Source organism: Nonomuraea cypriaca (assembly GCF_015645445.1).
In the GTDB taxonomy this organism is placed as follows: Bacteria; Actinomycetota; Actinomycetes; order Streptosporangiales; family Streptosporangiaceae; genus Nonomuraea; species Nonomuraea cypriaca.
This window is the reverse complement of the sequence record NZ_JADOGI010000109.1, coordinates 1-26111: the sequence shown is the minus strand read 5'-3', so window position 1 is coordinate 26111 and position 26111 is coordinate 1. Positions and strand designations below refer to the sequence as shown.

Below are 26111 nucleotides of genomic sequence, written 5' to 3'. Positions count from 1 at the left end.
CCGGACGTGCGTACCGAACCGATCATCGGTCCTTCGGGTGAGGCCGTCCCGGTCACGCGGACCTGGCACTGGGGCCGCTGGCTGGCCGGCCTGGCCGCCCTGGCCGTGTGCGGCTGGCTGGTCGCCCTCGTCGTGGCCAACCCCCGGCTGGACTGGGGCGCGGTCGGGGACTACCTGTTCCACCCGCTCATCCTCAGCGGGATCGTGGTCACCATCGAGATCTCGGTCCTGGCCACGGTGCTCGGCCTGGTGCTCGGCGTGCTGCTCGCCGTCATGCGGTTGTCGCACAACCCGGTGCTCCAGTGGCTGGCGACGCTCTACATCTGGTTCTTCCGCGGCACGCCCGTCCTGGTGCAGCTCATCTTCTGGTACAACCTGGCGTTCCTCTTCCCTGAGCTGATCCTGAAGATCCCGTTCACGATGATCGGGCTCAAGTGGGACACCAACCAGGTGATGACCGGCTTCACCTCGGCCATGCTGGGGCTCGGGCTGAACCTCGCGGCGTACTTCGCCGAGACCGTCCGCGCCGGCATCCAGGCCGTGGACAGGGGCCAGACCGAGGCCGCGTACGCGCTCGGCATGACACCGGGCAAGCGGATGCGCGTGATCGTGCTCCCGCAGGCGCTGCGGATCATCATCCCGCCCACCGGCAACGAGTTCATCTCGATGCTGAAGACCACCTCGCTGGTGTACGTCGTCGCCGGGCACGACCTGATGACCAACGCCAGCCAGATCTACAAGGCCAACAACCTGATCATGGAACTGCTCATCGTCGCGAGCCTGTGGTACATGCTCATGACCGCCATCGCCACGTTCCTGCAGGGCAGGCTGGAAAGGCGGTTCGGCTCCGACGCCGTACGACTGGTCCGCGGCGGCGGGCTGGCCGCCCGGGTGCTGCCCCGCCAGCCGAGACCGGAGGTGACCCGATGAACGCCGAACCTGTCGTGGCGGCCCGTGGCGTCCGCATGAGCTACGGCGACACCCAGGTGCTCCACGGCGTGGACTTCAGCGTCGCGCCCGGCGAGGTGAGCTGCATCATCGGGCCGTCGGGGTCGGGCAAGTCCACGTTCCTGCGCTGCGTGAACGGCCTGGAGCCGGTGCTCGGCGGCAGCCTGCGGGTCCTGGGGGAGGAGGTCGGCTACACGCTGCGCGACGGGAAATACCGTCTCTGGTCGCCCAAGCGGTTCGCGACCTTCAGGATGCGGATCGGCATGGTGTTCCAGCGGTTCAACCTGTTCGCCCACCAGACCGCGCTGGAGAACGTCGCCTGCGCGCCGATCCACGTCGCCGGGATGCCCGCTGACAAGGCCCGCGAGCTGGCCGTGGAGCACCTGGCCCAGGTGGGGCTGGCCGAGCACGCCCACAAGCGCCCCCACCAGCTCTCCGGCGGGCAGCAGCAGCGGGTCGCGATCGCCAGGGCGCTGGCCATGAACCCCACGCTCATGCTCTTCGACGAGCCGACCTCCGCGCTCGACCCCGAGCTCGTCGACGAGGTGCTCGAGGTGATGAAGAAGCTCGCACTCGACGGCATGACCATGGTCGTGGTGACCCACGAGATCGGCTTCGCCCGCGAGGTCGGCGACACGCTGACCTTCTTCGACGAGGGCGTGGTCGTCGAGCGGGGCGCCCCCGCCGAACTCATCGCCGACTGCAAGCAGCCCCGTACCAGGGCCTTTCTCTCCAGCGTCCTCTGAGGGCGGGGTTCACCCGAGGGGCGTTTCGCGGACGATGCGGACGGCGCCGGCCGGGACCGTGAGCCGGCCGTCGGCCCGGGTGCCGTCAAGGGCGGTGCCTGTCGCCTCGACGACCGCGTCGGTCTCCGTGTGGTTGATCGCGAACAGGTAGGAGCGGCCGTTGGGGTGGGAGCGGCGTACCAGCTCGACCCCCGGCGTGGCCGAAGCAGGCACGCCCGCCTCGGCGCAGACCGCCGACAGCACCCGCGTGAGGCCCGCACCCGTGGGCAGCGTCGTGAGGTAGTGCGCGGCGCCCTCCGACCACCGGTTGCGGGTCCACGCGGGCTCGCCGGTGGCGTAGACGTCCAGGACGGAGGCCGTGGCGGGGTGGGCGACCTCGCTCCACACCGCGCCGGTGCCGCCGCCGGCCAGCGTGACCGTCTCGCCCGCCGCCAGCGGGAAGAACTCCTCGACCGTGACCCCGAGCAGGTCGCGCCAGGCGCCGGGGTAGCCGCCCAGCCGGACCTTGTCGTGCTCGTCCACGATCCCGCTGTACGGCCCCACAAGCGCGACCCCGCCGCCCGCGACGAAGCGTTCGAGGTTCGCCGCGCCCGCGTCGGTGACCAGGTAGAGGGAGGGCACCAGGACCAGGCGGTAGCCGGACAGGTCGCCCTCCGGGTGGGCCAGGTCGCAGGTGACGCCCAGCCGCCACAGCCCCGCGTGCCAGCGCTTGATCTCCTCGACCGGCTTCAGCCTGCTCGTGGGCTGGGCCGGGTGGTCCTGGGCCCAGAGGCTCGGCCAGTCCAGCAGGATCGCCACGTCCGCCTCGACCGTGCGGCCCGCCACGTCGGCCGCGTCGTCGAGCAGGCCGCCGAGCGCGACGACCTCGCGCCAGATCTTGGTGTCTGTGCCCGCGTGGGGCACCATCGCCGAGTGCCACTTCTCGGCGCCGGCCTTCGACTGCCGCCACTGGAAGAACATGATCGCGTCCGCGCCCCTGGCCAGGTGCTGCACGGAGTTGCGGTGCATCTCGCCGGGCCGCTTGGCGCGGTTGTGGTCCTGCCAGTTGACCGCGCTGGTGGAGTGCTCCATCAGCAGCCAGGGCCGGTCCCGCCTGAACGAGCGGGTCAGGTCGGCGGCGAAGGCCAGGTCGATGTGCGGGTCCTCGCCGATGAGGTACTGGTCGGTGGAGACCACGTCCACCTCCTCGGCGAACGACCAGTAGTCCATGTCCCAGTGGAAGCCGGCCATGAAGTTCGTGGTCGCGGGCACGCCGGGGGCAAGCCCGCGCAGCAGGTCGCGTTCCGCGCGGTAGAGGTCCAGCAGCGCGTCCGAGCTGAAACGGTGGAAGTCGAGCTGCTGGCCCGGGTGGGTGAAGCTGGGGGTGATCCTGGGCGGCAGGATCTGCTCCCAGTCGCTGTAACGCTGGGACCAGAACGCGGTGCCCCAGGCGTCGTTGAGCGCGTCCAGCGTGCCGTAGCGCGCGGTCAGCCAGGTGCGGAAGGCGGCGGCGGAGGTGTCGCAGTAGCAGCGGGAGTTGTGGCAGCCGTACTCGTTGTGGATGTGCCACATCGCCAGGGCCGGGTGGTCGTGGTAGCGGTGTCCGAGCTGCTCGGCGATGCCGAGCGCCTTGTCCAGGTAGACGGGTGAGCTGGGGCAGAACGCCTGGCGGCTGCCGTGCCACAGCCTGCGCCCTTCGGCGTCGACGGGCAGCGCCTCCGGGTAGGAGTGCGCGAACCACGGCGGCGGGGAGGCGGTCGGCGTGGACAGGTAGGTCTTGATCCCACCCTCGGCCAGCAGGTCCATGATGCGGTCGAGCCGGCCGAAGTCGTACTTGCCCTCGGTGGGTTCGAGGAGTGACCAGGAGAAGATGCCGAGGCTGACGTGGTTCACGCCGGCCTCGCGCATCAGCCGGACGTCCTCGGGCCAGGTCTCCTCAGGCCACTGCTCCGGATTCCAGTCGCCGCCGTAGACGATCAACGCAGCTCCTACTATTTTACGATTTATCGCAATAGAGTCTCACGTTGGCCGCTAAAGCGGACACCGCACTCTGGCTCAGCCTCCCATCCGCGACCGCCGTGACGATACGCCTGGTCAGGGTGCTCTCGACGACCAGCGGCCGGTCCCACGCCAGCGCCTGCCCCACCCCCGGATACTCCGCCACCCGCACGAACCACGGGTCCCCGGCCGTCTGGACGAACACCAGCGTCCAGTCCCGCCCGTCCGGCGTGGCGCCGGACATGGCGACCCATGGGCCGCGGCTGCCGTGCACGGCCCGCTCGTCCCCGGGGAGGGTGACGCGGGCGGTGGAGGTGCCGGGCGCGCGCCAGAAGAAGCCGCCGTACCCCGCGCCCGCCCGGCCCTTGGTGGCCGAGCTGTTGATCTCCACCGGCGCGCCGGTGAGGTTGGTGAGCGTGAACGTGAAGTCCAGCGCCCAGGCGTCACCCAGCGGCACGGCGGCGACCGTCCGCTCCTCGCGCGCCATCAGCACGCCCGCCGGCCCGATCCACTCCAGGTGCTCCACGAAGCCGTCGTCGCCGAGCCGCGAGAAGGCCACGTGCCGCTGGCTGCCGTGGTCGTCGAGCCAGGCGGGGCCCTGGTCCCTGACGTAGGTGCGGCCGCCCCAGAAGTTCGCGCCGCCCAGGTCGGAGATCGCCACGCCGGCCCCGAGATGGTGTACGTGGTCGTCCGGCCGCAGCTCGGTGACCTCGACGCCGCCGAGCGTGCGCACCGGGTGCAGGTAGGGCCGCGGCGCGTCGGTGACGGGCAGATCAGGCCGGAACTCGTACGACGCCACCGCCGTCCCCGCGGCCCGCAGCTCCACCTGGGTCCACGGCACGCCCAGCTCCGAATAGAGCGCCAGCTCGGCCGCGCTGCGTTCGGTCAGCGCGGCGACCCCCGGCAGGAACCGGTGCGTGACCGCGCCGGAGTCGTCCCGCTCGACGATCTGGTGCCGCTCCTGGATGGGCAGCGGATCCGGCGCCAGCCGCACGGCGTCGAGCACCTGGGTGAACCCCTCGGTCGCGGACAGCGGCACCAGCAGGTCCGCGCCCGTGCGGAGGTGGCCGATGAGGTTCTCCAGCAGGTCGGTGCGGTCGTGGACGGTGGTGGTGACCGAGCCGTCCGCGTGCTCCACCTTGACCTGGTCCTGGGTGTAGACCAGCGTGGCCCGGCCCGCGTCGCCGTGCACGACCAGGTACGGCTCGTGCCGCTCGGGCGCGCACAACGTCACCGCGATCGTGATCACCAGGCCGTCGTCCATCCGGATCCGCAGGCACGACGTGTCGTCCGACTCGATCGGGTGGGCCCGGTAGAGCTCGGTCTCGATCTCCGCGATCTCGCCGCCGGCCAGCGCCAGCGCGGTCGCCACGGCGTGCGCGAACGGGTTCGTCAGCGCGCCGTCCACCACGTCCACGCCGTCCAGGCGGCGCCGGCCCGACCAGGCGGCGCGGGTGAAGTAGGCCGAGGGCCGCTCCCAGGCGCCCGCGCCGCCGATGCCGCGTACCCGGCCGATCACGCCGTCCGCGATCAGCTCGCGCAGCGCGGGCACCGCCGCCGAGCCGAGCGACTGGAACCCGACCTGGCAGGCCAGCCCGCTCTCCGCGACCGCGGCGGCGATCCGCCGGTGCGCCTCGGGACCGGCCGCGGGCGGCTTCTCCAGCAGCAGGTGGGCGCCGGCGCGCAGTGCGGTCACCGCCAGGTCGGCGTGCGTGTGGATGGGCGTGCAGATGATCGCGATCTCCGCGCCGGTCTTCTCGATCAGCTCGCCGAGGTCAGGCGACTGCACCGGCGAGCCGAACTCGACCTCCACCGGCCGCAGGTCGCAGATCCCGGCCAGCTCGACCATCCCGAGATTCGCCAGCCTGCGCAGGTTGCCCAGATGATGCCGCCCGTGCCCCTGCGCCCCGGCCAGCACAACCTTCACCGGCGCCGTCACTTCGGTCGGTGCGACCCTGACCGGCGTCATCATGACCACCTCAGCCCGAGCCCGGCGTGCTCGCCCGCGCGCAGCACGCCACCCGAGATCTCCACCGGGTACGGCTCCGCCAGCAGCCCCAGCCTGGCGAACGACGCGTCCTCCACGTCCTCCGCCATGACCGGCAGCGGCAGGGCCAGCGCGAGCTGCCCGGACATCTCGCTCAGCAGGTGCGGGTACACCGGCACGTCGTACGTCCTGGCCAGCTCCACGATCCGGAGGAACGGCGTGATGCCGCCGACCCGTACCACGTTCGGCTGGACGACGTCGCAGGCGCCGGCCGTCAGCAGGTCGCGGAAGCCGTAGGTGGTGTAGACGTTCTCGCCGACCGCGACCGGCACGTCGATGGAGCGGCGCAGCTCCACGTGCCCGGCCACGTCGTCGGCTGGCAGCGGCTCCTCGATCCAGTGCAGCCCGAACTCCCGCAGCGCCGCGATCGCCCGCCTGGCCCGGTGCAGGTCCCACCGCTGGTTCGCGTCGATCATCAGCAACCGGTCCGGCCCGATCACCTCGCGTACGGCCGCCACCCGCGCCACGTCCTCGGCCAGGTCGGGGCGGCCCACCTTGATCTTGACGCCCCGGTATCCCGCCGCCACCCAGCGGCGGGCCTGCGCGACCAGCTCGTCCAGCGGGTAGTGCAGGTTGACGCCGCTGCCGTAGACCGGGACCTCGTCGCGCCGCCGCCCCAGCACGTCGGCCAGGCCGACCTCGCCGCAGCGCAGGTCCCACAGCGCCAGGTCGATCCCGGCCAGCGCGATCGTGGTGATCCCACCGGGACCGGCCTCGCGCAGGTGCCGCCACAGCCGGTCCCACACCACCTCGGGATGCGCGGGCAGCCCGATCAGCGCCTCCCGCAGATCATGGTCGAGCAGCGCCTGTACGGCCCGCGCGCCGATCTGCGGCGTCCACGAGAACCCCGTCCCCGCACGCCCGTCCTTGAGCGTGACGTGAGTGACGATCACGTGGTTGGCCGGCACATCCGCGCCCCAGGGCCGAGGCAGCGCTACCGTACGCAACTCGGTACGCAGGTCCGCGACGGTCATTTCAGCTCCAGCCCGGTCTTGAACAGTGCCTCACGATGCCCACGTGGCTTCAATCGGCTTCCTTCGCTTCGAGAAGTTCGCTACGCCAGCTCCGCTTGGCCTGCCAGCCGAGCAGCCGCTCCGCCTTGGCGGTCGAGAACGCGGGGGCGGTGCCGGTGAGGCCCGCCGCGAGCGCCTCCGTGCCAGGCACGACCTGGGGGAGCAGGTCGGAGAGCGGCTTCCTGGCCAGCGCGTCGGCCGCGCCGGCGAAGAACACCTCGCCGTTCGGCAGCTCGGGCAGCGCCTCGACCAGCACCGTGATCATCTCGGACGCGTCACGGGCGTCGATGTAGTTGAACAGCGAGACGCCGGCCAGCTCAGGCCGGTCCAGCCGCTCCTTCAGCGTGTGCCCGGACTGCGTGGGCGCGCCCGCCCACTCCTCGGGCGGGATGACGAAGCACGGCCGCACCGCGGCCAGCTTCGTGGTGCCCGCCCGCGCGAACGTCTTCATCGTCTCCTCGGCCGCCACCTTGGACAGGTTGTACGCGTTCCACGGCCGTACCGGGTGCTCCTCGTCGATCGGCAGGTACGCCGGCGCCCACCCGCCGGGCGCGCCGTACCCCATCACCGTGGGGCTGCTGGCCACCACCACGCTCCCCACGCCGAGCGCCACGGACGCCTCGCACACGTTGAACGCCAGCTGGGTGTTGACCTTGAAGATCGTCGATTCTGGGAAGCTGAAGGGGGTCGCGATCGCGGCCAGATGGATCACGGACTCCGGTCTGAACCTGGCCATGACCTCGAACGCCTGTCCCGTGTCCGTGAGGTCGGCGGGTAAGGCGACGGCGGCCTCGGGAGGCGTGCCTGGGGCGCTGTCCACGCCGATGACCTCGTGCCCGGCCGCCGCGAGCGTGCTGACCACGCTGCGGCCGAGGCGTCCTGCGCTTCCGGTGACGAGGACTGTGCTCACCGTGGGGGGCTCCTTCAAGACTGCAAACAGTTGCACTAAACCTTTGTGTCAGTGAGGGTAAGGCGTCAAGGGTTGATTTCGTCCCCCTCTCGCTAGCTGGGCATTCCCGCCCGGTCTGGCGGCGGGGGTGGTGCGGCAAGCGCTTTCAGGGCCGTCAAGGGTTCTGCAAGCGGTTGCGTTAGGGTGTGCGACTGTGACTGTGACGATTCGTGATGTGGCGCGGGCCTCCGGTGTGCATGTATCGACTGTCTCGCGGACGTTCTCCGCGCCGCACATGGTGAACGCCGTCACCCGCACGAGGGTGCTGACGGTCGCCGAGGAGCTGGGCTACCGCCCCAACCGCGCGGCCAGGGCGCTCACGACCGGCCGGACCCACAACCTCGGGCTGATCGTGGCCGACATCGCCAACCCGTTCTTCCCGCCGTTGATCAAGGCCGCCCACGCCGCCGCGCGGCAGCGTGACTACCACCTGTTCGTGGCCGACACCGACGAGGAGGCGGCCGCCGAGGAGGAACTGGTGCAGGCGTTCTCCAAGCAGGTGGACGGCGTGGTGCTGTGCAGCCCGCGCTCCTCCAACAAGGCACTCGAACGGCTGGCCGAGCGGGTGCCGTTCGTGGTGATCAACCGGCGGCTGCGCGGGGCTGCCACGGTCCTGATGGACGTCGGCCACGGCGCCAGGCTGGCGGTCGAGCACCTGGCCGGGCTCGGGCACCGCCGCGTGGCACTGGTGTCGGGACCCGCGGGCTCGTGGACGAGCGCGGAGATCCGTACGAGCGCCGAGCAGGTGGAGGGGGTGGAGCTCGTCGCCATCGGCCCCAACGCGCCCACCGAGCGGGGCGGCTTCGCGGCGGCCGGCCGGGTGCGCGACTCCGGTGTGACCGGTGTGCTGGCCTACAACGATCTCGTCGCGATCGGGCTCATCGAGGGCCTCAACGATCTCGGGCTGAGCGTGCCAGGGGACGTCAGCGTCGTGGGGATCGACGACATCGTCCCCGGGCGTCTGAGCCGACCGAAGCTCACCACGGTCGCCATGCCCACGGCCGCGGCCGGGCGGCTGGCGGTGGATCTGCTGATCCAGGAGGTGAGCGCGACGAGCACGCTGGAGACGCGGCTGGTGATCAGGGACTCGACCGCCCCGCCACGATAGGCCAAGCTGCAAACGGTTGTACTAATCGCGCAGCGAATTGATCTGACTTCTTTGGGACCCGAGTCCGTCACCTGCGAGAACGTCGTACCGATATATCGGCAACGGCTATGTAACGCCTGCAAAGGGTTGACGTAACTTTCCCGGCGGCTATAGGAAAGCGCTATCCATTCACATTTCGCCGGAAGGTCCGTGATGACGAAAGAGTTCCGTCATGGCTGACTCGGTGGCGGTGAAACCCCAAGCACCGCAGGGCGCGGCGACCGAACCCGCACGCGGCAGTCACCGCTCCACCAAACGTTCCCGCCGTGAGGCGTGGGCCGCCTACCTCTTCCTGGCGCCCTGGTTCGTCGGCCTGCTCGTCATCACGGTCGGTCCGATCTTCGCCTCGCTCTACCTGTCCTTCACCGACTACAGCCTCCTGGAGGAGGCCAAGTGGATCGGCCTGGACAACTACACCAGGATGTTCACCGAGGACCCGAGGTTCATCAACTCGCTCCAGGTGACCACCATCTACGTGGTCGTGTCGGTGCCGCTGCAGCTGGCCTTCGCGCTGCTGCTGGCACTGGTGCTCGACCGGGGCCTGCGCGGCCTGTCCTTCTATCGCTCGATCTTCTACCTGCCCTCGTTGCTGGGCGGCAGCGTCGCGATCGCGATCCTGTGGCGCAAGGTCTTCGGCGCCGAGGGGCTGGTCAACGCGGTGCTCGGGATGTTCGGCATCGAAGCGCCCGGCTGGGTGGCCCACCCGGACTACGCGCTCGGCACGTTGATCATTCTGCATGTGTGGACCTTCGGCGCTCCCATGATCATTTTCCTGGCCGGCCTGCGGCAGATCCCGGCCAGCTACTACGAGGCGGCGGCGGTGGACGGCGCGGGGATCGTCCGCCAGTTCCGCTCGATCACGCTGCCGCTGCTCACGCCGATCATCTTCTTCAACCTGGTGCTGGAGGTCATCAAGTCGTTCCAGTCGTTCACGCAGTCGTTCATCGTCAGCAACGGCAGCGGCGGCCCGGCCGACTCGACCCTCTTCTACACGCTCTACCTCTATTTGCAGGGTTTCAAGAGCTACGACATGGGTTACGCCGCGGCGATGGCGTGGGTCCTGCTCGTCATCATCGCCGCCCTGACCGGAGTGAATTTCCTCGCCTCAAAGTATTGGGTCTTCTATGGCGACACCAAGTAGGGCCGTCCCCTTCCTGTTCCGGCCGCTGCCCAGGAACGGCGGCCGGCTGCTCAAGCATCTGCTGCTGATCGGCTTCGGCCTGGTCATGCTGTATCCGCTGATGTGGATGGTCTCCAGTTCGCTCAAGCCGGAGGGGCTGATCTTCCGTGAGCCGGGGCTGTGGCCCAGTGAGGTCACCTTCGAGAACTACACCGAGGGCTGGACGGCGCTGAAGCACCCGTTCGGCTACTACCTGTGGAACTCGGCGGTGGTCACGGCGGTGTCGGTGGTGGCGAACCTGGTGGCCTGCTCGCTGGCGGCCTACTCCTTCGCCCGGCTGAACTTCCCGCTGAAGAGGTTCTGGTTCGCGATCATGCTGGGCACGATCATGCTGCCGCACCACGTGGTGATCGTGCCGCAGTACATCATGTTCTCCGAGCTCGACCTGATCAACACGATCTGGCCGCTGGTGCTGCCGAAGATGCTCGCGACGGACGCGTTCTTCATCTTCCTCATGGTCCAGTTCATCCGTACGCTTCCCAGGGAACTGGACGAGGCGGCCGAGATCGACGGAGCGGGCTACTGGCGCATCTTCATGAGAGTCGTCATGCCGCTGTGCATGCCGGCCCTGGCCACGACGGCGATCTTCACGTTCATCTGGACGTGGAACGACTTCCTCAGCCAGCTTCTTTACCTCAACAACCCGGACAACTTCACCGTCCCGGTCGCACTGCGTACGTTCCTCGATTCCAGCGGGGAGTCGTCGTGGGGTCCGATGTTCGCCATGTCGATCATCGCACTGGGCCCGATCTTCGGCTTCTTCCTGGCCGGCCAGAAGTACCTGATCCGTGGTGTGGCCACCACGGGACTGAAGTAGTCCTCCACCCCCCAACACCCCCCAACCAAAGATCCCCTAGGAGGTAGAGCCGTGAGCTCTGGCAAGAAGATGTGGTCGGCGGCCCTGCTCGCCACCGCTGTGCTGGCGGTCACCGCGGCCTGCGGCGGCGGAAGCGGCGGTGGCGAGACCGCCGACGGCAAGATCAAGCTGCGCTTCTCCTACTGGGGCAGCGACGCCCGCCAGAAGATGACCGAACAGGCCATCAAGGACTTCGAGGCGAAGAACCCCACCATCGACGTCGAGGGTGAGTTCTCCGACTTCGGCAGCTACTACGAGACGCTGTCCACGAAGGTCGCGGCCAACGACGCGCCCGACGTCATCACCATAGAGATCCGCGGTCTGCGTGAATACGCCGACCGCGGCACTCTGGCCGACCTGGCCGGCAAGGTCAACACCGCGGACATCGACGCCAAGGTGCTGACCACCGGCGCCGTCGACGGCAAGCAGTACGCCATCCCCACCGGCGTCAACGCCTTCTCCCTGGTCGTCAACCCGGCGCTGGTCGAGCAGGCGGGGGAGAAGCTGCCCGACGACACCACGTGGAGCTGGGAGGACTACGTCGACCTGGCCTCCAAGATCACTAGCGGGAGCGGCGGCAAGATCAACGGCACCCAGCTGAGCTGGAACCCCGCCTACCTCGAGATCTTCGCCGCCCAGCGGGGCGAGCCCATCTACCAGGGCAACAAGCTGGGCATCACGCCTGACACGATCAAGGCGTGGTGGGCGGTCATGACCAACCTGATCAAGACCAAGGGCACGCCGGAAGCCTCGAAGAGCGCCGAGATCGGCGCCCAGAGCGTGGACCAGTCGCTGCTCGGGACCAACACCGGCGCGATGGGCATGTGGTGGAGCAACCAGCTCAACGCGATCAACACGGCATCCGGCCAGGACGTGAGCCTGCTGCGGATGCCGAAGGCGGAGGGCGCCACCACCGGCGGCATGTTCCTGCAGCCTGCGATGCTCTACACCGCCTCGGCCAAGAGTGAGTACCCGGCCGAGGCGGCCAAGTTCATCGACTACATGATCAACGCCCCGGAGGCGGGGGCGTTCATCCTCAGCGACCGCGGCCTGCCGGCCAGCTCCAAGGTGCTGGCGGCGGTCCGGGACAAGCTGCCGTCCACCGACATCAAGATGCTGGACTTCCTCGACGAGGTGAAGGGTGAGCTGGCCGACCCGCCCGCCGCCCCGCCGAAGGGCGCCAGCGCCATGGAGGACATCCTCACGCGGTACTCGGAAGAGGTCATGTTCGGCCGGATGACCCCGGACGACGCCGCACAGAAAATGATCACTGAGGTCAACGCCGCCATCGCGGGCTGACCTCACGTACGAAGGAGACACATGAAGTACGCGTTCGTCGGGCTCGGGCACCGCGCGCAGATGTACGTCGACGCGCTGCTCGGCGAGTGGCGCGACGCCGGCACCATCGCCGCCCTGTGCGACGGCAACCGCACCCGCATGGACTACTACGTCGAGCGGATCGGTCACGAGGTGCCGTGCTTCGCGCCAGGAGAGTTCGGCAAGGTGCTCGAGCTCGCCGACGCGGTCATCGTCACGACCGTCGACGCCACGCACGCGCGTTACGTGTGCGCGGCGCTCGACGCGGGACGTGACGTCATCGTGGAGAAACCGCTCACCGTCGACGCCGAGGGCTGCGCGGCCATCGCCGCCGCGGCCGAGCGCAGCAGCGGCAAGCTGATCGTCACCTTCAACTACCGCTACTCACCCCGCAACTCGGCGGTGCGCCGCGTGCTCATGGAGGGCGCCATCGGCGAGGTGACCTCCGTGCACTTCGAGTGGATGCTGGACACCATCCACGGCGCCGACTACTTCCGCCGCTGGCACCGTGAGCGGGCCAACTCCGGCGGGCTGCTCGTGCACAAGTCCACTCACCACTTCGACCTGGTCAACTGGTGGATCGACGCCGCTCCCGAGCTCGTCTTCGCCCAGACCGACCTGCGTTTCTACGGCGCGGAGAACGCCAGGAAGCGCGGCCTCGCGCAGCGCCCCGAGCGTGGGCAGGGCGCCCCGGGCCTCGGCACGGACCCGTTCATCCTGGACATCTCCGCCGATCCCCGGCTGAAGCGGCTCTACCTGGACGCCGAGCACGAGGACGGCTACATCCGCGACCAGGACGTCTTCGGCGAGGGCATCACCATCGACGACAACATGTCCGTGCTGGTGCGCTACTCCAACCGGGCCGTCCTGACGTACTCGCTGCACGCCCACGCCCCCTGGGAGGGCTACCGCGTGGCGTTCAACGGCACGGCGGGGCGGCTGGAGCTGGACGTGGTCGAGCGGGAGTGGACGCCGCCGCACGCCGCCATCGACCCGAGCGCCGCGTCGAAGGAGCACGCGGCCGGGTCGTGGGAGCGGCTCACGCTGCGCCGGCACTGGAGCCAGCCGGAGGAGGTGCCCATCGAGCGCGGGGCGGGCGGGCACGGCGGCGGTGACCGGCTGCTGCTGAACGACGTCTTCCGCGGCCCGGACGACGACCCACTGGCCAGGCAGGCCGGCTACCGCGACGGCATCCGCAGCGTACTGACGGGCGTCGCCGCCACCACCGCCGCACGCACCGGCGCTCCCGTACACCTGGTAGACGACGGGACCCGTCTTCGCTGATCTTGCCTTAGATGGTCAGTTGCCTGCCTTCCACTGGGCGATGAGTTCGTCGTAGTCGAGCGTGGCGGGCTTGCCGCGCTCGTCGGCCAGTTTGGGCGCGGGGGCGCCGGGCTGGTCGTACCAGAACTGGGCGTCGCGTTCCGGGTTGAGCTTCGGCGCGCAGTCGCCGCCGCGCCGCTCCAGCCGGGACAGGATGTCGTCCTGCTGCTTGGCCAGGTTGTCCATCGACTGCTGGGCCGTGGTCTCGCCCGTGACGGCGGTGGCCACGTTCTGCCACCAGAGCTGGGCCAGCCTGGGGTAGTCGGGCACGTTCGTCCCGGTCGGGGTCCACTGCTCGCGCGCCGGTGAGCCGTAGAACTCGATGAGGCCGCCGTAGTCGGCGGAGTTCTCGGCGAAGTAGTCGCTCCTGATGTCGGAGTCGCGGATGAACGTCAGCCCGGCGATCGACTTCTTCAGCGACACCGTCTTCGACGTGACGAACTGCGCGTACAGCCAGGCGGCGGCCCTGCGGTCCTGCGGTGTGTTCCGCAGCAGCGTCCACGCGCCGGCGTCCTGGTAGCCGAGCTTGTTGCCCTCCTTCCAGTACGCGCCGTGCGGGCTCGGCGCGATGCGCCACTTGGGGGTGCCGTCGCTGTTGACGACCGGCAGCCCAGGCTTGGTCATGTCGGCCGTGAACGAGGTGTACCAGAAGACCTGCTGGGCGATGTGGCCCTGCGCGGGGACCGGGCCCGACTCGCTGAAGTTCATGCCCGCCGCCTCCTTGGGGGCGTACTTCTTCAGCCAGTCGACGTACTTGGTGAGTGCGTAGACCGAGGCGGGGCCGTTGACGTCGCCGCCACGGGTGACGGACGAGCCGACCGGGCGGCAGTTCTCGACCCTGATGCCCCACTCGTCCACCGGCAGGCCGTTGGGGGAGCCCGCGTCGCCGTTGCCGGCCATGGACAGCCAGGCGTCGGTGAAGCGCCAGCCCAGCGACGGGTCCTTCCTGCCGTAGTCCATGTGACCGTAGACCTTCGTGCCGTCGATGGTGCCGTTGCCGTTGACCTTGTTGGTGAAGAAGTCGGCGATGTCCTCGTAGGCCGCCCAGTTGACCGGGACGCCGAGGTCGTAGCCGTACGCGTCCCTGAACTGTTTCTTGATCTCCGGGTCGGTGAACCAGTCGTAGCGGAACCAGTAGAGGTTCGCGAACTGCTGGTCGGGCAACTGGTAGATCTTCTTGTCAGGGCCGGTGGTGAAGCTGATGCCGATGAAGTCGTCCAGGTCCAGGGTGGGCGAGGTGACGTTCTTGCCCTCGCCGGCCATGTAGTCGGACAGCGGGATCACGTAGTCGCCGCGTGAGTGGGTGCCGATGAGGTCGGAGTCGTTGACGTACGCGTCGTAGATGTTCTGGTCGCCCTGGATCTGGGTCTGGAGCTTCTCGACGACGTCACCCTCCTGGATCAGGTCGTGCTTGATCCTGATCCCGGTGATCTCGGTGAACGCCTTGGCCAGTTGCCGCGACTCGTACTCGTGGGTGGTGATCGTCTCGGACACCACGTTGATCTGCATGCCCCGGTACGGCGCCGCGGCCTTGATGAACCACTCCATCTCCGCGAGTTGCTGGTCCCTGGACAGCGTGCTCGGCGTGAACTCCTCCGACACCCACCGCTGTGCCGCCGCCCTGCCGTCGGCCTCCCTGAAGTCGCTGGCCGGCCGCTCGGCGCTCTGGGTGCAGCCCGCCGCCATCACGACGACCGCGGTCAGACCTGCGGCCGCGGACCTGGTTGCCCTCATCGCTTGGTCTCCTCTTCTGTTAGCCCCATTTCCCGATCACGACCGCCACCAGCACCGCGCAGCCGAGCGCGAGCCACATGGACAGGTCGGTCACGGCGATCCAGCCGGCCAGTACGACGGCGGCGCTGATCAGGCCGATGTACAGCCGGTCCCCCCGGTCGGTCTCGATGCGCAGGAAACCCCGCCTGGCCACGGGAGGGGAGAGGCGGGCCCAGACCGCCATGACGATCAGCAGCAGGGCGAGCCCGGCGAACACCAGGGCCGTGGGGCCGGTCCACACCATCCACTCGAGCACGGCTACACCCTCCCCATGGCGAAGCCCCTGGCGATGTAGTTGCGGACGAACCAGATGACGATCGCGCCGGGCACGATCGTCAGCACGCCCGCCGTGGCGAGCAGGCCCCAGTCCACGCCCGCGGCGCTCACCGTTCTCGTCATCGTCGCGGCGATCGGTTTGGCGTTCACCGACGTGATGGTCCGTGCGATCAGCAGTTCGACCCAGCTGAACATGAAGCAGAAGAACGCGGTCACCCCGATGGCGGACCGGATCATCGGCAGGAATATCCGGACGAAGAACCGCGGCAGCGAATAGCCGTCTATCGCGGCGGTCTCGTCTATTTCCCGGGGAATTCCCGACATGAAGCCCTCGAGAATCCAGACGGCGAGCGGGACGTTGAACAGCATGTGTGCGATGGCCACGCCGAGATGCGTGTCGAAGAGGCCGACGCTCTGGTAAATCTGGAAGAACGGCAGCAGGAACACCGCGGGCGGCGCCATCCGGTTCGTCAGCAGCCAGAAGAACAGATGCTTGTCCCCGGCGAAGCGGAAGCGCGAGAAGGCGTACGCCGCGGGCAACGCCACGATGAGCGACATCACCGCGTTCATCGAGGTGTAGACGATGGAGTTGAGGTAGCTCGAATACCAGGCGGAGTCGCCGAAGAAGGTGGCGTAGTTGTCGAACGTCACCCGCTGTGGAATGAGCGAGAAACTGCCGAGGATGTCCTCGTTCGGCCGGATCGACATGCCGAACATCCACAGCAGCGGCAGCATGAGCGTGGCCACGTAGAGCCAGAAGACCGTGCGCGCCCACGGGAGCCGCCGCCCGGTGTGCCTCATCGGGGTCACCTCCCGGCCCTGGTCAGCACTGTGAAGAAGACGTAGCAGAGGATCTGCACGATCAGGAAGTAGAGCAGCGAGAACGCGCCCGCCGGCCCCAGGTCGAACTGACCGACCGCGATCTTCGACAGCAGGATGCTGAGGAACGAGGTCGCGTTCCCCGGCCCGCCGCCCGTCACCACGAACGGCTCGGTGTAGATCATGAAGCTGTCCATGAACCTGAGTAGGATCGCGATCGTCAGCACCCCGCGCAGCCTGGGCAGTTGGATGTGCCGGAACGTGGCCCACGCCGAGGCCCCGTCGATCTGGGCGGCCTGGAAGTACGGCTCGGGGATCGAGCGCAGCCCCGCGTACGCCAGCAGCGCCACCAGCGGTGTCCAGTGCCACACGTCCATGACCAGAACGGTGATCCAGGCGTCCGTCGAGTCGAGCGTGTAGTTGAAGTTGATCCCGAGCACGTTGTTGATCGCCCAGCCGCCGAGCCCGATGTCGCCGCGGGCGAAGATCTGCCAGATCGTGCCGACCACGTTCCACGGGATGAGCAGCGGCAGCGCGACCAGCACCAGCGCCACCGACACCCAGACGCCGCGGCGCGGCATCGACACGGCGAGCGCCACGCCGAGGGGGATCTCCAGCAGCAGCACCTGCGCGGAGAACAGCAGCGTGCGTACGAACGCGGCGCGCACCTCGGGATCGCGCGAGATCGACCGGAACCACTCCAGGCCGACGAAGATCCGGTCGTTGGGGCTGAAGATGTCCTGCACCGAGAAGTTGACCACGGTCATCAGCGGGATCACCGCCGTGAACGCCACCGACACGACCACCGGCAGGACGAGCCACCAGGCCCGGTTGTTCTTCCGCTTCACGTCCGGAGCGCGCCGCTCCTCCGCGTCCCGCGGGGCCTCGGCGGGCGCGTCCGTGATCATCCTTGGCCCCTTCCGTTCAGCGGCGCGAGCGAGCCGCACCTGACCTCGTCGCGGAACAGGAACGTCCGGTCGGCGGGGAAGTGCAGGAACTCGACCGCGTCCGGCAGGTACGCCGAGTCCGCCTCGGTCTTGGCGATCAGGTCGTGCTCGCCGACCCGGGCGTGGACCAGGTCGTATGCCCCCATGCGGTCGATCCCGGTCACCTTGGCCGCCACGCCGGGCGAGGTCCGGGTGCCCGTGATCCTGACGAACTCGGGCCGCACCCCGATCCGCACCGGCCCGTCCGGCAGGCCGCCTGGAGCCGCCCCCACGTCCTCCCGCCCGACGCGTACGACGTCGCCGACGATCTCGGCGGGTAACACGTTCATCCCCGGCGACCCGATGAAGTGCCCGACGAACTCGTGGGCGGGCGACAGGAACAGCTCCGCCGGCTCGCCGGCCTGCACGATCGCCCCGTCGTTGAGCACCACCACCTCGTCGGCGAACGTCAGCGCCTCCGTCTGGTCGTGCGTGACGTAGATCAGCGTGTGGCCGGTGTCGCGGTGGATCTCCTTGAGCTTGCTGCGCAGCGTCCACTTCAGCGCCGGATCGACGACGGTGAGCGGCTCGTCCAGCAGGACCGCGGCCACCTGGGACCGCACCAGGCCGCGGCCCAGGCTGACGATCTGCTGACGGCCCGGGTCCAGCCTGCGTGACCTGCGGCGCAGGACCTGGTCGAGGCCGAGCAGCCGGGACACCTCGCGGACGCGCAGGTCGATCTCCCGCTTCGGCACCTTCCTGTTGCGGAGCGGGAAGGCCAGGTTGTCGTAGACCGTCATCTCCTCGTACAGGACGGGGAACTGGAAGACCTGCGCGATGTTGCGGCCCGCCGTGGGCACGCCGGTGACCTCGCGGTCGTCGAACCAGATCCGGCCGGTCGTGGGCGTGATGAGCCCCGAGACGATGTTCAGGAGTGTGGTCTTGCCGCAGCCGCTCGGCCCGAGCAGCGCGTACGCCCGCGCGCTCCGCCAGGTCCACGTCATCGGCTTGAGCGCCCACGTCTCGCCGCCGTCGTAGCTGTGCCCGACGCCTTCGAGCCGGATGTCAGCCATGCAGGTCGACCTCCGCGGCGCTGGTGGCGAGCAGTCGCCCGCCGTCCTCGTCGAAGACGAAGACATGCGCGGGGTCCACGTACGCGAGCGCGGACTCGCCGGGCGTGAACCGCCGGGTGCCCGCCAGGTGGGCGACCAGGTGGTGGCGTCCCTGGAGGAGCAGGTGCAGGAACGTCGCGCTGCCGGTCACCTCGGCGAGCCTGATCTCGGCAGGCAACTCCAGCGCGTCCGGCCCGTCGCGGGTGATCGTCACCTGGTGGGGGCGGATGCCCAGCATGACGGTACGTCCTGAGGCGTGCGCGCGGGGCGCGGGGAAGGAGGTGCCGAGGCACTCGATCCGGCCGTCGCGTACGACGCCGGGCAGCAGGTTGAGCGGCGGGTCGCTGAGCGTCGCCGCGACGGTCAGCGACGGCGGGCGGGCGTACATGCCGGCCACGTCGCCCACGTGCTGGATCCGGCCCGCGCCGAGGACGACAGTGGGCGCGGCGAACGTCAGCGCCTCGTTCGGGTCGGCCGTGGCGTAGACGACCACGCCGTGCGGCGAGTCGCCGAACATGGTCTTCAGGTCGGCGCGGAGTTGTTCGCGCAGCTTGAAGTCGAGGTTGGCCAGGGGCTCGTCGAGGAGCAGCAGGTCCACGGGCCGGGCCAGCGCGCGGGCGATCGCGGTGCGCTGCCGCTGGCCGCCCGACAACTCGGCGGGCCGGCGGGCGAGCAGGCCGGCGATGCCCATGAGCTCGGCCACCTCGCGGACCCTGCGGTCGATCCCGTCGCGGGCGAAGCGGCGGTCGAGGCGGAGCGGTGAGGCGATGTTCTCGTAGACGGTCAGCGAGGGGTAATTAATGAATTGCTGGTAGACGAAGCCGACCGAACGTTTTCGCACCGAAATCCCGGTGACGTCTTTTCCGTCGACCAGCACCCGGCCGGAATCGGGGGCCTGCAATCCGGCGGCGACGCGCATCAATGTCGTCTTTCCGGCGTTCATCGGGCCGACGATCGTGGTCATTCCATTCGATAATTCCAGGCGAATGTCGTCGAGCCAGGTCTCCCCGCGCTGTCGTACGAAGACGCCATCGAGAATCAGCGTCACTGTGCCGGTCCTCTCTGCCTCCCTCCATCTAACATGATCTGCAACTGCGTGCAAAGAGCACGTGTGGTGTGGCAGTGGCCGCTGTGGCGGTAGTGCTTTCTACGCGCTGAGACCGAGATAGCGGTGAACGGTCGGGCCTATCGCCGTGACGACTTCTTCCCTGGTCATGGCGGCCAATGGAGGAAAATTCAGGACATATCGGCATAGGGCCATTCCGAGCATTTGTGTCGCCACCAATCCCGCGCGCACGGGCGCCGCCGCCGGATCGGGGGCCAGCGCGGTCATGACGGGGACGAGCTGCGTGGCGAAGATCCCGCGCAGGCGCTCGGCCGCCGCCGCGTTCGTGACCCCGGCCCGCAGCAGGATCTGCAGCGTCTCGCCCGACTCCCAGCGCTCCAGGAAGTGGCGGACCAGCGTCGCGGCCAGCTCGTCGCGCGGGATGTCCTGCAGGTCGGGCAGCTCCAGGTCGAACTCGCAGGCCGTCGCGAACAGGCGCTCCTTGCTGCCGAAATAACGCATCACCATGGCCGGGTCGATGTTCGCGTCGGCGGCGATGGCCCTGATCGTGGCCCGGTCGTAGCCGTCGGCGGCGAACCGCTCGCGGGCGGCGGCCAGGATGACCGCCTTCGTGTCCTCGGAGGATCTCCTCATGTCCACAACTGTAGGCCAACGCCTGTTGACATTCCAATCCCGCCGTCCTAACGTCAACAGGTGTTGGCCTACGAACGTTGACTTACCGAGGAGGAACCATGATCAGCACAGACGTGCTCGTCGTCGGGGCCGGGCCCGCGGGGCTCACGACCGCCGTCGTCCTGACCCGGCTCGGCCACGACGTGGTCGTGGTGGACGGGCAGGCCGAGGGGGCGAACACCTCCAGGGCCGCCGTCGTCCACTCGCGCACGGTGGAGCTGCTGGAGCCGTACGGTGTCGCCGAGGCGCTGACCGGGCGCGGGCTGCACACGCCCAGGTTCACGATCCGCGACCGGGACCGGCTGCTGGTGCCGGTCGCGTTCGACGGGCTGCCGACGCGGTATCCGTACACGCTGATGATCTCGCAGGCGGACACGGAGGCGTTCCTGCTGGCGCGGTTGCGGGAGTTGGGCGGCGAGGTGCTGCGGCCCGCGCGGGTCACCACGATCGCGCAGGACGCCGACGGCGTCACCGCGACTCTCGACGACGGGCGCTCGGTGCGGGCCGCCTACCTGGTGGGCGCCGACGGCATGCACAGCACCGTACGCGAGCAGGCCGGGATCGGCTTCGCCGGCGGCACGTACGCCGAGTCGTTCAGCCTGGCCGACGTGCGGCTCACCGGCGGCGTGCCGCGCGAGGAGGTCGTCCTGTACTTCTCGCCCGACGGCATGGTGGTCGTCGCGCCGCTGCCAGGGGGCATGCACCGGATCGTGGCGACCGTGGCGGAGGCGCCGCACGAGCCCGACGCGGCGTTCGTGCAGCGGCTGCTCGACACCCGCGGCCCCGAGGCCGTGCCGGCCGTGGTGAAGGAGGTGATCTGGGGCTCGCGCTTCCGCGTGCACCACCGCATCGCCGACACCTACAGGGACGGCCGGATCCTGCTCGCCGGCGACGCGGCCCACGTGCACTCGCCCGCCGGCGGACAGGGCATGAACCTCGGCATCGAGGACGCCGTCACGCTCGGCGAGGCGCTCTCGAAGGTGCTGGGAGGCGGCTCGCCCGAACTGCTGGACGCCTACGCCGCCGCCCGCCGCCCGGTCGCCGAGAAGGTGGTCGGGCTGGCGAGCAGGCTGACGGCCCTGGCCACCGCGCGGGCGAGCCTGCGCCCGCTGCGCAACCTGGTGCTCGGGCTGGCGGGCCGGCTCCCCGCCGTACGCCGCCGCCTGGCCTGGCAGCTGTCCGGCCTCGACCGCAGGTGACCTCCCCAGCCGTCACCCGTCGCGCTCTCAGGGGAGGATGGCGTCGATGTACCCGCCGTCCACCCGCACCGCGGCGCCCGTGGTGGCGGAGGCGAGGGGCGAGCTGAGGTAGGCCACCATGTTCGCGATCTCCTCGGGCTCGATCAGCCGCTGGAGCAGCGACTGCGGACGGTGCTCGCGCATGAACTCCCGCTGCGCCTCCTCCCACGCCAGCCCCCGGTCCACGAGTTGGTAGACGAACTCCTCGACGCCGCCGGTGTGCGTCGGCCCGGCGATCACCGAGTTGACCGTCACCCCGGTGCCCGCCGCCTCCTTGGCGAACCCCCTGGAAACCGCCAGCAGCGCCGTCTTGGACATGCCGTAGTGGATCATCTCCAGGGGGATGACGACGGCGGAGTCGCTGGCGATGTACTGGACGCGGCCCCAGCCCCGCTGGATCATGCCGGGCAGGTACGCGCGGGTGAGCCGGATCGCGGCCAGCACGTTGACCTCGAAGTACCGGCGCCATTCCGCGTCGCCGATCTCCAGGGCGGGCCTGGCCTCGAAGATCCCGAGGTTGTTGACGAGGATGTCGGCCTGGGGGAGCGAGCGCAGCACGCGTTCGCAGCCCTCGTCCGTGGAGACGTCGCCAGGCGCGGCGACCAGGTCGCCGGCCATCCGCTCCTCGCTCATCCGGTTGATGGCGAACGCGACGGAGCCGCTGCCGCGCCCGTTGATCCCGACGCGGGCCCCGGCCCGCGCCAGCCCCGTGGCGATGGCCGCCCCGATGCCCTGGGTCGAGCCCGTGACGAGCGCCGTCTTTCCGCTGAGATCGATTCGCACGATGTCGTACCCCCGCTCGCCATTGTCCGCGATCCGCCTCTCCACAGTGCTCACCGGGGTCCCGCCGGGAAAGCGATCAGGTGCGTAGGCTGGGAGGGGCGTGGAAGGGGCGTGGGTGCGGCAGATCCTGTGGCTGGTGGTGGCGGTCGCCTTCGTGGCGGGTCTGGTCGTGCCGGACGGCACTGAATCGGCGCAGGAGGAGTGCCCGCCCCGCGATCCCCGGGTGGCGGCCCCCTACGCGGTCACCGGCTACTGGGTCATCCCGCGTGCCGACCCGTGCGTGACGCGGCGGATGGTGGCGGCGATCCGGGGGATCGGCGGGGACACGCTGATCACGTTCGGGCCCCGGTTCAGCGTGGGCGAGGACCCCGCTCTCGCGGGCTGCGTCGTGGACGGGCTGCCGTGCGCGCGGCTCTCCGGGAAGGAGGTCCGGCGGGTTTACAGCTATGCGACCAGTGAGGAGTTCGGGAAGGGGCTGCTCCGGTGTCCGGGGATCGATCGGCGGATCGAGAGTGGGGGCCGGGTCTTCTACCGGGTGTCGCTGGCCGCCTCCTGCTCCGACCCGGTGCATGATCTCGTGCTCGTCTCCACCGACGGCGACGGGCTGGGCAACCTGATGGCGGAGGCGGCGGCGTACGGGATGACGGTGTTCCCCGGGCTGCCGGCCGCGCCGCAGCGGGAGGGCAAGCCGTGGGAGCCCGACCACGCGCACACCGCCGCGCTCAACGCCTTCACCGCGCGGGTGCTGGCCGACTACCGGACACGGTGGGGGGCGTCGAAGGCGTTCGGCGGGGTCTACCAGTCGTTCGAGCTGGCCGCGCGCGACCGCGTGCAGAAGGATCCCATCATCGCCCTTTACGCCGCCCAGCACGAGGTGGTCGCCGCCGCGCTGCCGGGCAAGAGGATCGTCGTGAGCCCGTACATCGACGCGCGCAGGGGCCGCGGGTTCCCGCCCGCGCAGGTGGAGGCCGGGATGGCGGACATCGCGGGCACGCGGGCCGGGCTGCCCATGGCGATCGCCGTGCAGGACGGGCGAGGGACGGGGAAGGTGCCGGTGTACGGCGGGCACGAGTCCACGGCCACGGTGGAGCCGCGGCTGGTGCCCGTGGTGGGGGAGGTGAGCTACCGGGAGGCGTACTACGGGGCCACGCGCGACTACATCGAGGCGGCGGCGCGGCACGTGCCGGGCGGGGTCGAGCTGTGGGTGAACGTGGAGGGCTTCGAGCCCACGCCGGCGGCCGGCGAGTGCGGACGGGTGGAGCCGCTGCCGCTGCGGGGACGCACCACGAAGGCCCGCATCGACCGGCAGGTGATGGCCGCGGGAACACACGCCTCGAAGATCATCTCGTACGGCTGGGAGCCGTTCTTCACCTGCCAGGCCCGCTACGACACACCCTCGCTGGCCGACGACATCGCGAGCGGGTGGCAGCAGCCGATCATCGTCAGCGCCTCGGAGAAGGAGATGAACGGGCGTCCCGGGATCCTCGTCGAGGGCTACAACCTGCGCGGCGGCACCCTGCGCGTCCAGGGGACGGTCATCAGACCGGAGTGGTACGGACGTGGCAGGCTCGAATCCGCCTGGGCGCCGTACACGCCCGCCGGCCCGCTGACCTCCATCACGGCCACGAACGAGGCCGGGCACTCCAGCACGAGCCCCTACGTGATCTCCAGGTGAGCGCCGACACGAGGACGTCCGCCGCCTGACCGCCCTCCCGGGAGTGAGGATCGTCACCTCCACCCCCGCCCAGCCCAGGCGCTGGACCGGAGGCGCCCGCAACCGGTGAGGGTGAACTGTCGCTCCCGTACGCTTGCGCTTCACCGGAGGCTGACCTAACTTAGGTTAGCCTTTCCTCACGTTAGGGGGAGTTTTCGGTGCTCGCCAGTTATCTCATCGGTCTGCGCGAAGGTCTGGAGGCGTCGCTCGTCGTCTCGGTCCTCGTCGCGTTCCTCGTCAAGAGCGATCGCAGGGACCGGCTCGCGCACGTATGGACCGGCGTCGGCGCGGCCGTCGTGCTGTCCGTGGGGTTCGGGGCGCTGCTGACGTTCACCGCCGCGCGGCTCGCCTACACCGGGCAGGAGCTGTTCGAGGCGATCGCCTCGCTGCTCGCCGTCGCGTTCGTCACCTGGATGATCTTCTGGATGCGGCGCGCGGCCCGGACGATCTCGGGCGAGCTGCGGGAGAAGCTCTCCGGCGCGATCGAGCTGGGCTCGGCCGCGGTGGTCGTGATGGCGTTCCTGGCCGTCGCCCGCGAGGGGCTGGAGACGGCGCTGCTGTTCTTCGCCTCCATGCAGAGCGCGGCCACGACAGCGGAGCCGTTGATCGGGATCTGCCTGGGCCTGCTCACCTCCGTGCTCATCGGCTGGGCGATCTACCGCAGCGCGATCAGGATCAACCTGACCAGGTTCTTCACCTGGACGGGACTGCTGCTGATCCTGGTGGCCGCAGGCATCTTCAAGTACGGCGTACACGATCTGCAGGAGGCCGGCGTGCTGCCGGGCCTGAGCGCGTACGCCTTCGACATCAGCGGTGTCCTGCCCGCCGACTCCTGGTACGCCGCGCTGCTGTCGGGCCTGCTCAACATCACCCCGCAGCCCAGCGTCGCCGAGGTCGTGGCCTGGGCCGTCTACCTCCTTCCCACCCTTTTCCTCTTCCTGCGCCCGCAGCGCGCGAAGCCGGCCGTGCCCGCGACAGCGGCATGAACAGGAGCATCATGCGTACCGCGATCCACCTGTCGTACGGCGTGCTCGCCCTGGCGGTCCTGACCGCCTGCGGTTCGGGGGCGACCTCCGCCCCGGCGGGCTCCGCCGCGCCCGGCAAGATCACCGTGGCCGCTTCCGACACCGCGTGCGAGGTCGCCGCGACGGAGGTGGCCGCGGGCACCACGACGTTCGCCATCACGAACGGCGGCAGCAAGGTGACGGAGTTCTACGTGTACGCCCCCGGCGACCGCGTCATGGCGGAGGTCGAGAACATCGTCCCCGGGCTGACCAGGGAGCTGATCGCCGAGCTGCCGGCGGGCGCGTACGAGACCGCGTGCAAGCCCGGCATGGTCGGCAAGGGCATCCGCAACGCGCTCAAGGTCACCGGCGAGCACAAGGCGCTCACGGCGGACGCCAAGCTCGCGGAGGCGGTCGGGAGCTACAAGCGATACGTCAAGTCGCAGAGCGACACGCTGCTGGTCAAGACACAGGAGTTCGTGGACGCGGTCAAGGCGGGGCGGATCGAGGAGGCCAAGGAGCTGTTCCCGGTGTCGCGTACGTACTGGGAGCGCATCGAGCCCGTGGCGGAGATCTTCGGCGACCTGGACCCGGCCATCGACGCCCGCGAGGCCGACCTGGCCGAGGGCGAGGAGTGGACCGGCTTCCACAAGATCGAGAAGGATCTGTGGATCACCAAGGACATCGGCGCGGACGGGCCGGTGGCCGACAAGCTGATCGCCGACGTCAAGACCATCGTGGCCAAGGCGAACGCCGCCGACCTCACCCCGCTCAACCTGGCCAACGGCGCCAAGGAGCTGCTCGACGAGGTCGCGACCGGGAAGATCACCGGCGAGGAGGACATCTGGTCGCACACCGACCTGTGGGACTTCGCCGCCAACCTCGAAGGCTCCGAGGCCGCCGTACAGTCGCTCAGGCCCGTCCTCGAGGAGCGGGCTCCTGACCTGGTCAAGACGCTGGACGAGAAGTTCGCGGCGGCCGAGGCGGCGCTCGCGGCGCACCGGAAGGGCGACGGCTGGCGGCTGCACAACGAGCTGTCCAAGGCCGAGCTGAAGACGTTGTCGGACGCGATCAACGCACTGGGCGAGCCGATCAGCGAGATCGCGCCCGTCGTCGCGAAGTAGCGGGAGGCGTGGCGCAATGACCGGCGCGCAGGACGACCGCGTGGGAGGCGCCTCCGAGAGCGCGCCCGAGAGCGCGCCCGAGAGCGCGCCCGAGGGCGCGC

23 protein-coding genes are annotated in these 26111 nt (G+C 69.6%); 11 read left to right on the top strand and 12 right to left on the bottom strand.

Going from position 1 to position 26111, the window contains the following annotated elements:
• The first annotated feature begins 6 nt into the window (after positions 1-6).
• Together ITP53_RS30815 and ITP53_RS30810 are read left to right on the top strand one after the other, a co-directional pair.
• On the top strand, positions 7-930 hold the full coding sequence (locus tag ITP53_RS30815) for an amino acid ABC transporter permease (RefSeq protein ID WP_195898966.1): 924 nt from the start codon (positions 7-9) through the stop codon (positions 928-930).
• Positions 927-1694: an amino acid ABC transporter ATP-binding protein gene (locus ITP53_RS30810; protein WP_195898965.1), complete on the top strand. Its 768-nt coding sequence runs from the start codon at positions 927-929 to the stop codon at positions 1692-1694. The genes ITP53_RS30815 and ITP53_RS30810 overlap by 4 nt, the downstream gene beginning before the upstream one ends.
• 9 nt (positions 1695-1703) lie before the next feature.
• On the opposite strand, the gene ITP53_RS30805 is transcribed toward ITP53_RS30810, so the two are convergent.
• Genes ITP53_RS30805 through ITP53_RS30790 form a run of 4 tightly spaced genes read right to left on the bottom strand, consistent with a single transcriptional unit; the run spans position 1704 to position 7641 of the window.
• Positions 1704-3653 carry a beta-galactosidase gene (locus ITP53_RS30805; RefSeq protein ID WP_207756631.1) on the bottom strand — a complete coding sequence of 650 codons (1950 nt, stop codon included), beginning with the start codon at positions 3651-3653 and terminating at the stop codon, positions 1704-1706.
• A 16-nt stretch (positions 3654-3669) separates the two neighbouring features.
• Positions 3670-5640, bottom strand: coding sequence for a DUF6807 family protein (locus ITP53_RS30800; protein ID WP_195898964.1), 1971 nt, complete (start codon positions 5638-5640; stop codon positions 3670-3672).
• On the bottom strand, positions 5640-6692 hold the full coding sequence (locus tag ITP53_RS30795; protein ID WP_195898963.1) for a mandelate racemase/muconate lactonizing enzyme family protein: 1053 nt from the start codon (positions 6690-6692) through the stop codon (positions 5640-5642). The genes ITP53_RS30800 and ITP53_RS30795 overlap by 1 nt, the downstream gene beginning before the upstream one ends.
• A 49-nt stretch (positions 6693-6741) precedes the next feature.
• Entirely contained in the window at positions 6742-7641 is a 900-nt protein-coding gene (locus ITP53_RS30790) for an NAD-dependent epimerase/dehydratase family protein (protein WP_195898962.1), read from the bottom strand.
• A 193-nt stretch (positions 7642-7834) separates the two neighbouring features.
• Here ITP53_RS30790 and ITP53_RS30785 point away from each other — a divergent pair, with 193 nt between their 5' ends.
• The 5 genes from ITP53_RS30785 to ITP53_RS30765 all read left to right on the top strand — a co-directional run bounded on the left by ITP53_RS30785 (position 7835) and on the right by ITP53_RS30765 (position 13464).
• On the top strand, positions 7835-8788 hold the full coding sequence (locus ITP53_RS30785; protein WP_195898961.1) for a LacI family DNA-binding transcriptional regulator: 954 nt from the start codon (positions 7835-7837) through the stop codon (positions 8786-8788).
• Positions 8789-8999: 211 nt separating this feature from the next.
• A complete protein-coding gene (locus ITP53_RS30780) occupies positions 9000-9968 on the top strand; it encodes a carbohydrate ABC transporter permease (RefSeq protein WP_195898960.1) in 969 nt (322 codons plus the stop codon).
• Positions 9952-10824 carry a carbohydrate ABC transporter permease gene (locus ITP53_RS30775; RefSeq protein ID WP_195898959.1) on the top strand — a complete coding sequence of 291 codons (873 nt, stop codon included), beginning with the start codon at positions 9952-9954 and terminating at the stop codon, positions 10822-10824. Before ITP53_RS30780 ends, ITP53_RS30775 begins: the two co-directional genes overlap by 17 nt.
• A gap of 51 nt (positions 10825-10875) precedes the next feature.
• On the top strand, positions 10876-12162 hold the full coding sequence (locus tag ITP53_RS30770) for an ABC transporter substrate-binding protein (RefSeq protein WP_195898958.1): 1287 nt from the start codon (positions 10876-10878) through the stop codon (positions 12160-12162).
• A 21-nt stretch (positions 12163-12183) separates the two neighbouring features.
• A complete protein-coding gene (locus ITP53_RS30765; RefSeq protein ID WP_195898957.1) occupies positions 12184-13464 on the top strand; it encodes a Gfo/Idh/MocA family protein in 1281 nt (426 codons plus the stop codon).
• A gap of 15 nt (positions 13465-13479) precedes the next feature.
• Here ITP53_RS30765 and ITP53_RS30760 read toward each other — a convergent pair whose 3' ends face one another.
• The 7 genes from ITP53_RS30760 to ITP53_RS30730 form a co-directional block, all read right to left on the bottom strand.
• Positions 13480-15237 carry an ABC transporter substrate-binding protein gene (locus tag ITP53_RS30760; RefSeq protein WP_207756629.1) on the bottom strand — a complete coding sequence of 586 codons (1758 nt, stop codon included), beginning with the start codon at positions 15235-15237 and terminating at the stop codon, positions 13480-13482.
• Positions 15238-15256: 19 nt separating this feature from the next.
• Positions 15257-15532 (bottom strand): DUF2160 domain-containing protein, encoded by a 276-nt coding sequence (locus tag ITP53_RS30755; protein ID WP_207756628.1) that lies wholly within the window; start codon positions 15530-15532, stop codon positions 15257-15259.
• Between the two features lie 2 nt (positions 15533-15534).
• A complete protein-coding gene (locus ITP53_RS30750; RefSeq protein WP_195898956.1) occupies positions 15535-16353 on the bottom strand; it encodes a carbohydrate ABC transporter permease in 819 nt (272 codons plus the stop codon).
• Between the two features lie 5 nt (positions 16354-16358).
• Complete coding sequence (locus ITP53_RS30745) at positions 16359-17279, bottom strand: carbohydrate ABC transporter permease (protein ID WP_195898955.1); 921 nt, start codon at positions 17277-17279, stop codon at positions 16359-16361.
• A complete protein-coding gene (locus tag ITP53_RS30740; RefSeq protein WP_195898954.1) occupies positions 17276-18370 on the bottom strand; it encodes an ABC transporter ATP-binding protein in 1095 nt (364 codons plus the stop codon). Before ITP53_RS30740 ends, ITP53_RS30745 begins: the two co-directional genes overlap by 4 nt.
• Positions 18363-19457 carry an ABC transporter ATP-binding protein gene (locus tag ITP53_RS30735; RefSeq protein ID WP_207756627.1) on the bottom strand — a complete coding sequence of 365 codons (1095 nt, stop codon included), beginning with the start codon at positions 19455-19457 and terminating at the stop codon, positions 18363-18365. Before ITP53_RS30735 ends, ITP53_RS30740 begins: the two co-directional genes overlap by 8 nt.
• A gap of 99 nt (positions 19458-19556) precedes the next feature.
• On the bottom strand, positions 19557-20108 hold the full coding sequence (locus ITP53_RS30730; protein WP_195898953.1) for a TetR/AcrR family transcriptional regulator: 552 nt from the start codon (positions 20106-20108) through the stop codon (positions 19557-19559).
• A 98-nt stretch (positions 20109-20206) separates the two neighbouring features.
• On the opposite strand from ITP53_RS30730, the gene ITP53_RS30725 reads away from it, so the two are divergent.
• Positions 20207-21346 (top strand): FAD-dependent oxidoreductase, encoded by a 1140-nt coding sequence (locus ITP53_RS30725; RefSeq protein ID WP_195898952.1) that lies wholly within the window; start codon positions 20207-20209, stop codon positions 21344-21346.
• A gap of 27 nt (positions 21347-21373) precedes the next feature.
• Here ITP53_RS30725 and ITP53_RS30720 read toward each other — a convergent pair whose 3' ends face one another.
• Positions 21374-22168, bottom strand: a complete 795-nt coding sequence (locus ITP53_RS30720) for an SDR family NAD(P)-dependent oxidoreductase (protein ID WP_195898974.1) — start codon at positions 22166-22168, stop codon at positions 21374-21376.
• 115 nt (positions 22169-22283) lie between these two features.
• Here ITP53_RS30720 and ITP53_RS30715 point away from each other — a divergent pair, with 115 nt between their 5' ends.
• From ITP53_RS30715 to efeO, 3 genes are all read left to right on the top strand, one after another.
• Positions 22284-23843: a DUF4434 domain-containing protein gene (locus tag ITP53_RS30715; RefSeq protein ID WP_195898951.1), complete on the top strand. Its 1560-nt coding sequence runs from the start codon at positions 22284-22286 to the stop codon at positions 23841-23843.
• Positions 23844-24040: 197 nt separating this feature from the next.
• The gene (gene efeU, locus ITP53_RS30710) at positions 24041-24868 is read left to right on the top strand and encodes an iron uptake transporter permease EfeU (RefSeq protein WP_195898950.1); all 828 of its coding nucleotides are present in this window, start codon (positions 24041-24043) and stop codon (positions 24866-24868) included.
• Positions 24869-24879: 11 nt separating this feature from the next.
• On the top strand, positions 24880-26010 hold the full coding sequence (efeO, locus tag ITP53_RS30705) for an iron uptake system protein EfeO (protein WP_195898949.1): 1131 nt from the start codon (positions 24880-24882) through the stop codon (positions 26008-26010).
• Positions 26011-26111 lie beyond the last annotated feature (101 nt).

Excerpts from the sequence above, each read along its gene's own strand:
- ITP53_RS30800 (WP_195898964.1), bottom strand. The coding sequence starts at position 5,640 with ATGACGCCGGTCAGGGTCGCACCGACCGAAGTGACGGCGCCGGTGAAG.
- ITP53_RS30780 (WP_195898960.1), top strand. The coding sequence starts at position 9,000 with ATGGCTGACTCGGTGGCGGTGAAACCCCAAGCACCGCAGGGCGCGGCG.
- ITP53_RS30775 (WP_195898959.1), top strand. The coding sequence starts at position 9,952 with ATGGCGACACCAAGTAGGGCCGTCCCCTTCCTGTTCCGGCCGCTGCCC.
- efeO (WP_195898949.1), top strand. The coding sequence starts at position 24,880 with ATGCGTACCGCGATCCACCTGTCGTACGGCGTGCTCGCCCTGGCGGTC.
- ITP53_RS30750 (WP_195898956.1), bottom strand. The coding sequence starts at position 16,353 with ATGAGGCACACCGGGCGGCGGCTCCCGTGGGCGCGCACGGTCTTCTGG.
- ITP53_RS30725 (WP_195898952.1), top strand. The coding sequence starts at position 20,207 with ATGATCAGCACAGACGTGCTCGTCGTCGGGGCCGGGCCCGCGGGGCTC.
- ITP53_RS30740 (WP_195898954.1), bottom strand. The coding sequence starts at position 18,370 with ATGGCTGACATCCGGCTCGAAGGCGTCGGGCACAGCTACGACGGCGGC.
- ITP53_RS30745 (WP_195898955.1), bottom strand. The coding sequence starts at position 17,279 with ATGATCACGGACGCGCCCGCCGAGGCCCCGCGGGACGCGGAGGAGCGG.
- ITP53_RS30810 (WP_195898965.1), top strand. The coding sequence starts at position 927 with ATGAACGCCGAACCTGTCGTGGCGGCCCGTGGCGTCCGCATGAGCTAC.
- ITP53_RS30795 (WP_195898963.1), bottom strand. The coding sequence starts at position 6,692 with ATGACCGTCGCGGACCTGCGTACCGAGTTGCGTACGGTAGCGCTGCCT.
- ITP53_RS30760 (WP_207756629.1), bottom strand. The coding sequence starts at position 15,237 with ATGAGGGCAACCAGGTCCGCGGCCGCAGGTCTGACCGCGGTCGTCGTG.
- ITP53_RS30730 (WP_195898953.1), bottom strand. The coding sequence starts at position 20,108 with ATGAGGAGATCCTCCGAGGACACGAAGGCGGTCATCCTGGCCGCCGCC.
- ITP53_RS30765 (WP_195898957.1), top strand. The coding sequence starts at position 12,184 with ATGAAGTACGCGTTCGTCGGGCTCGGGCACCGCGCGCAGATGTACGTC.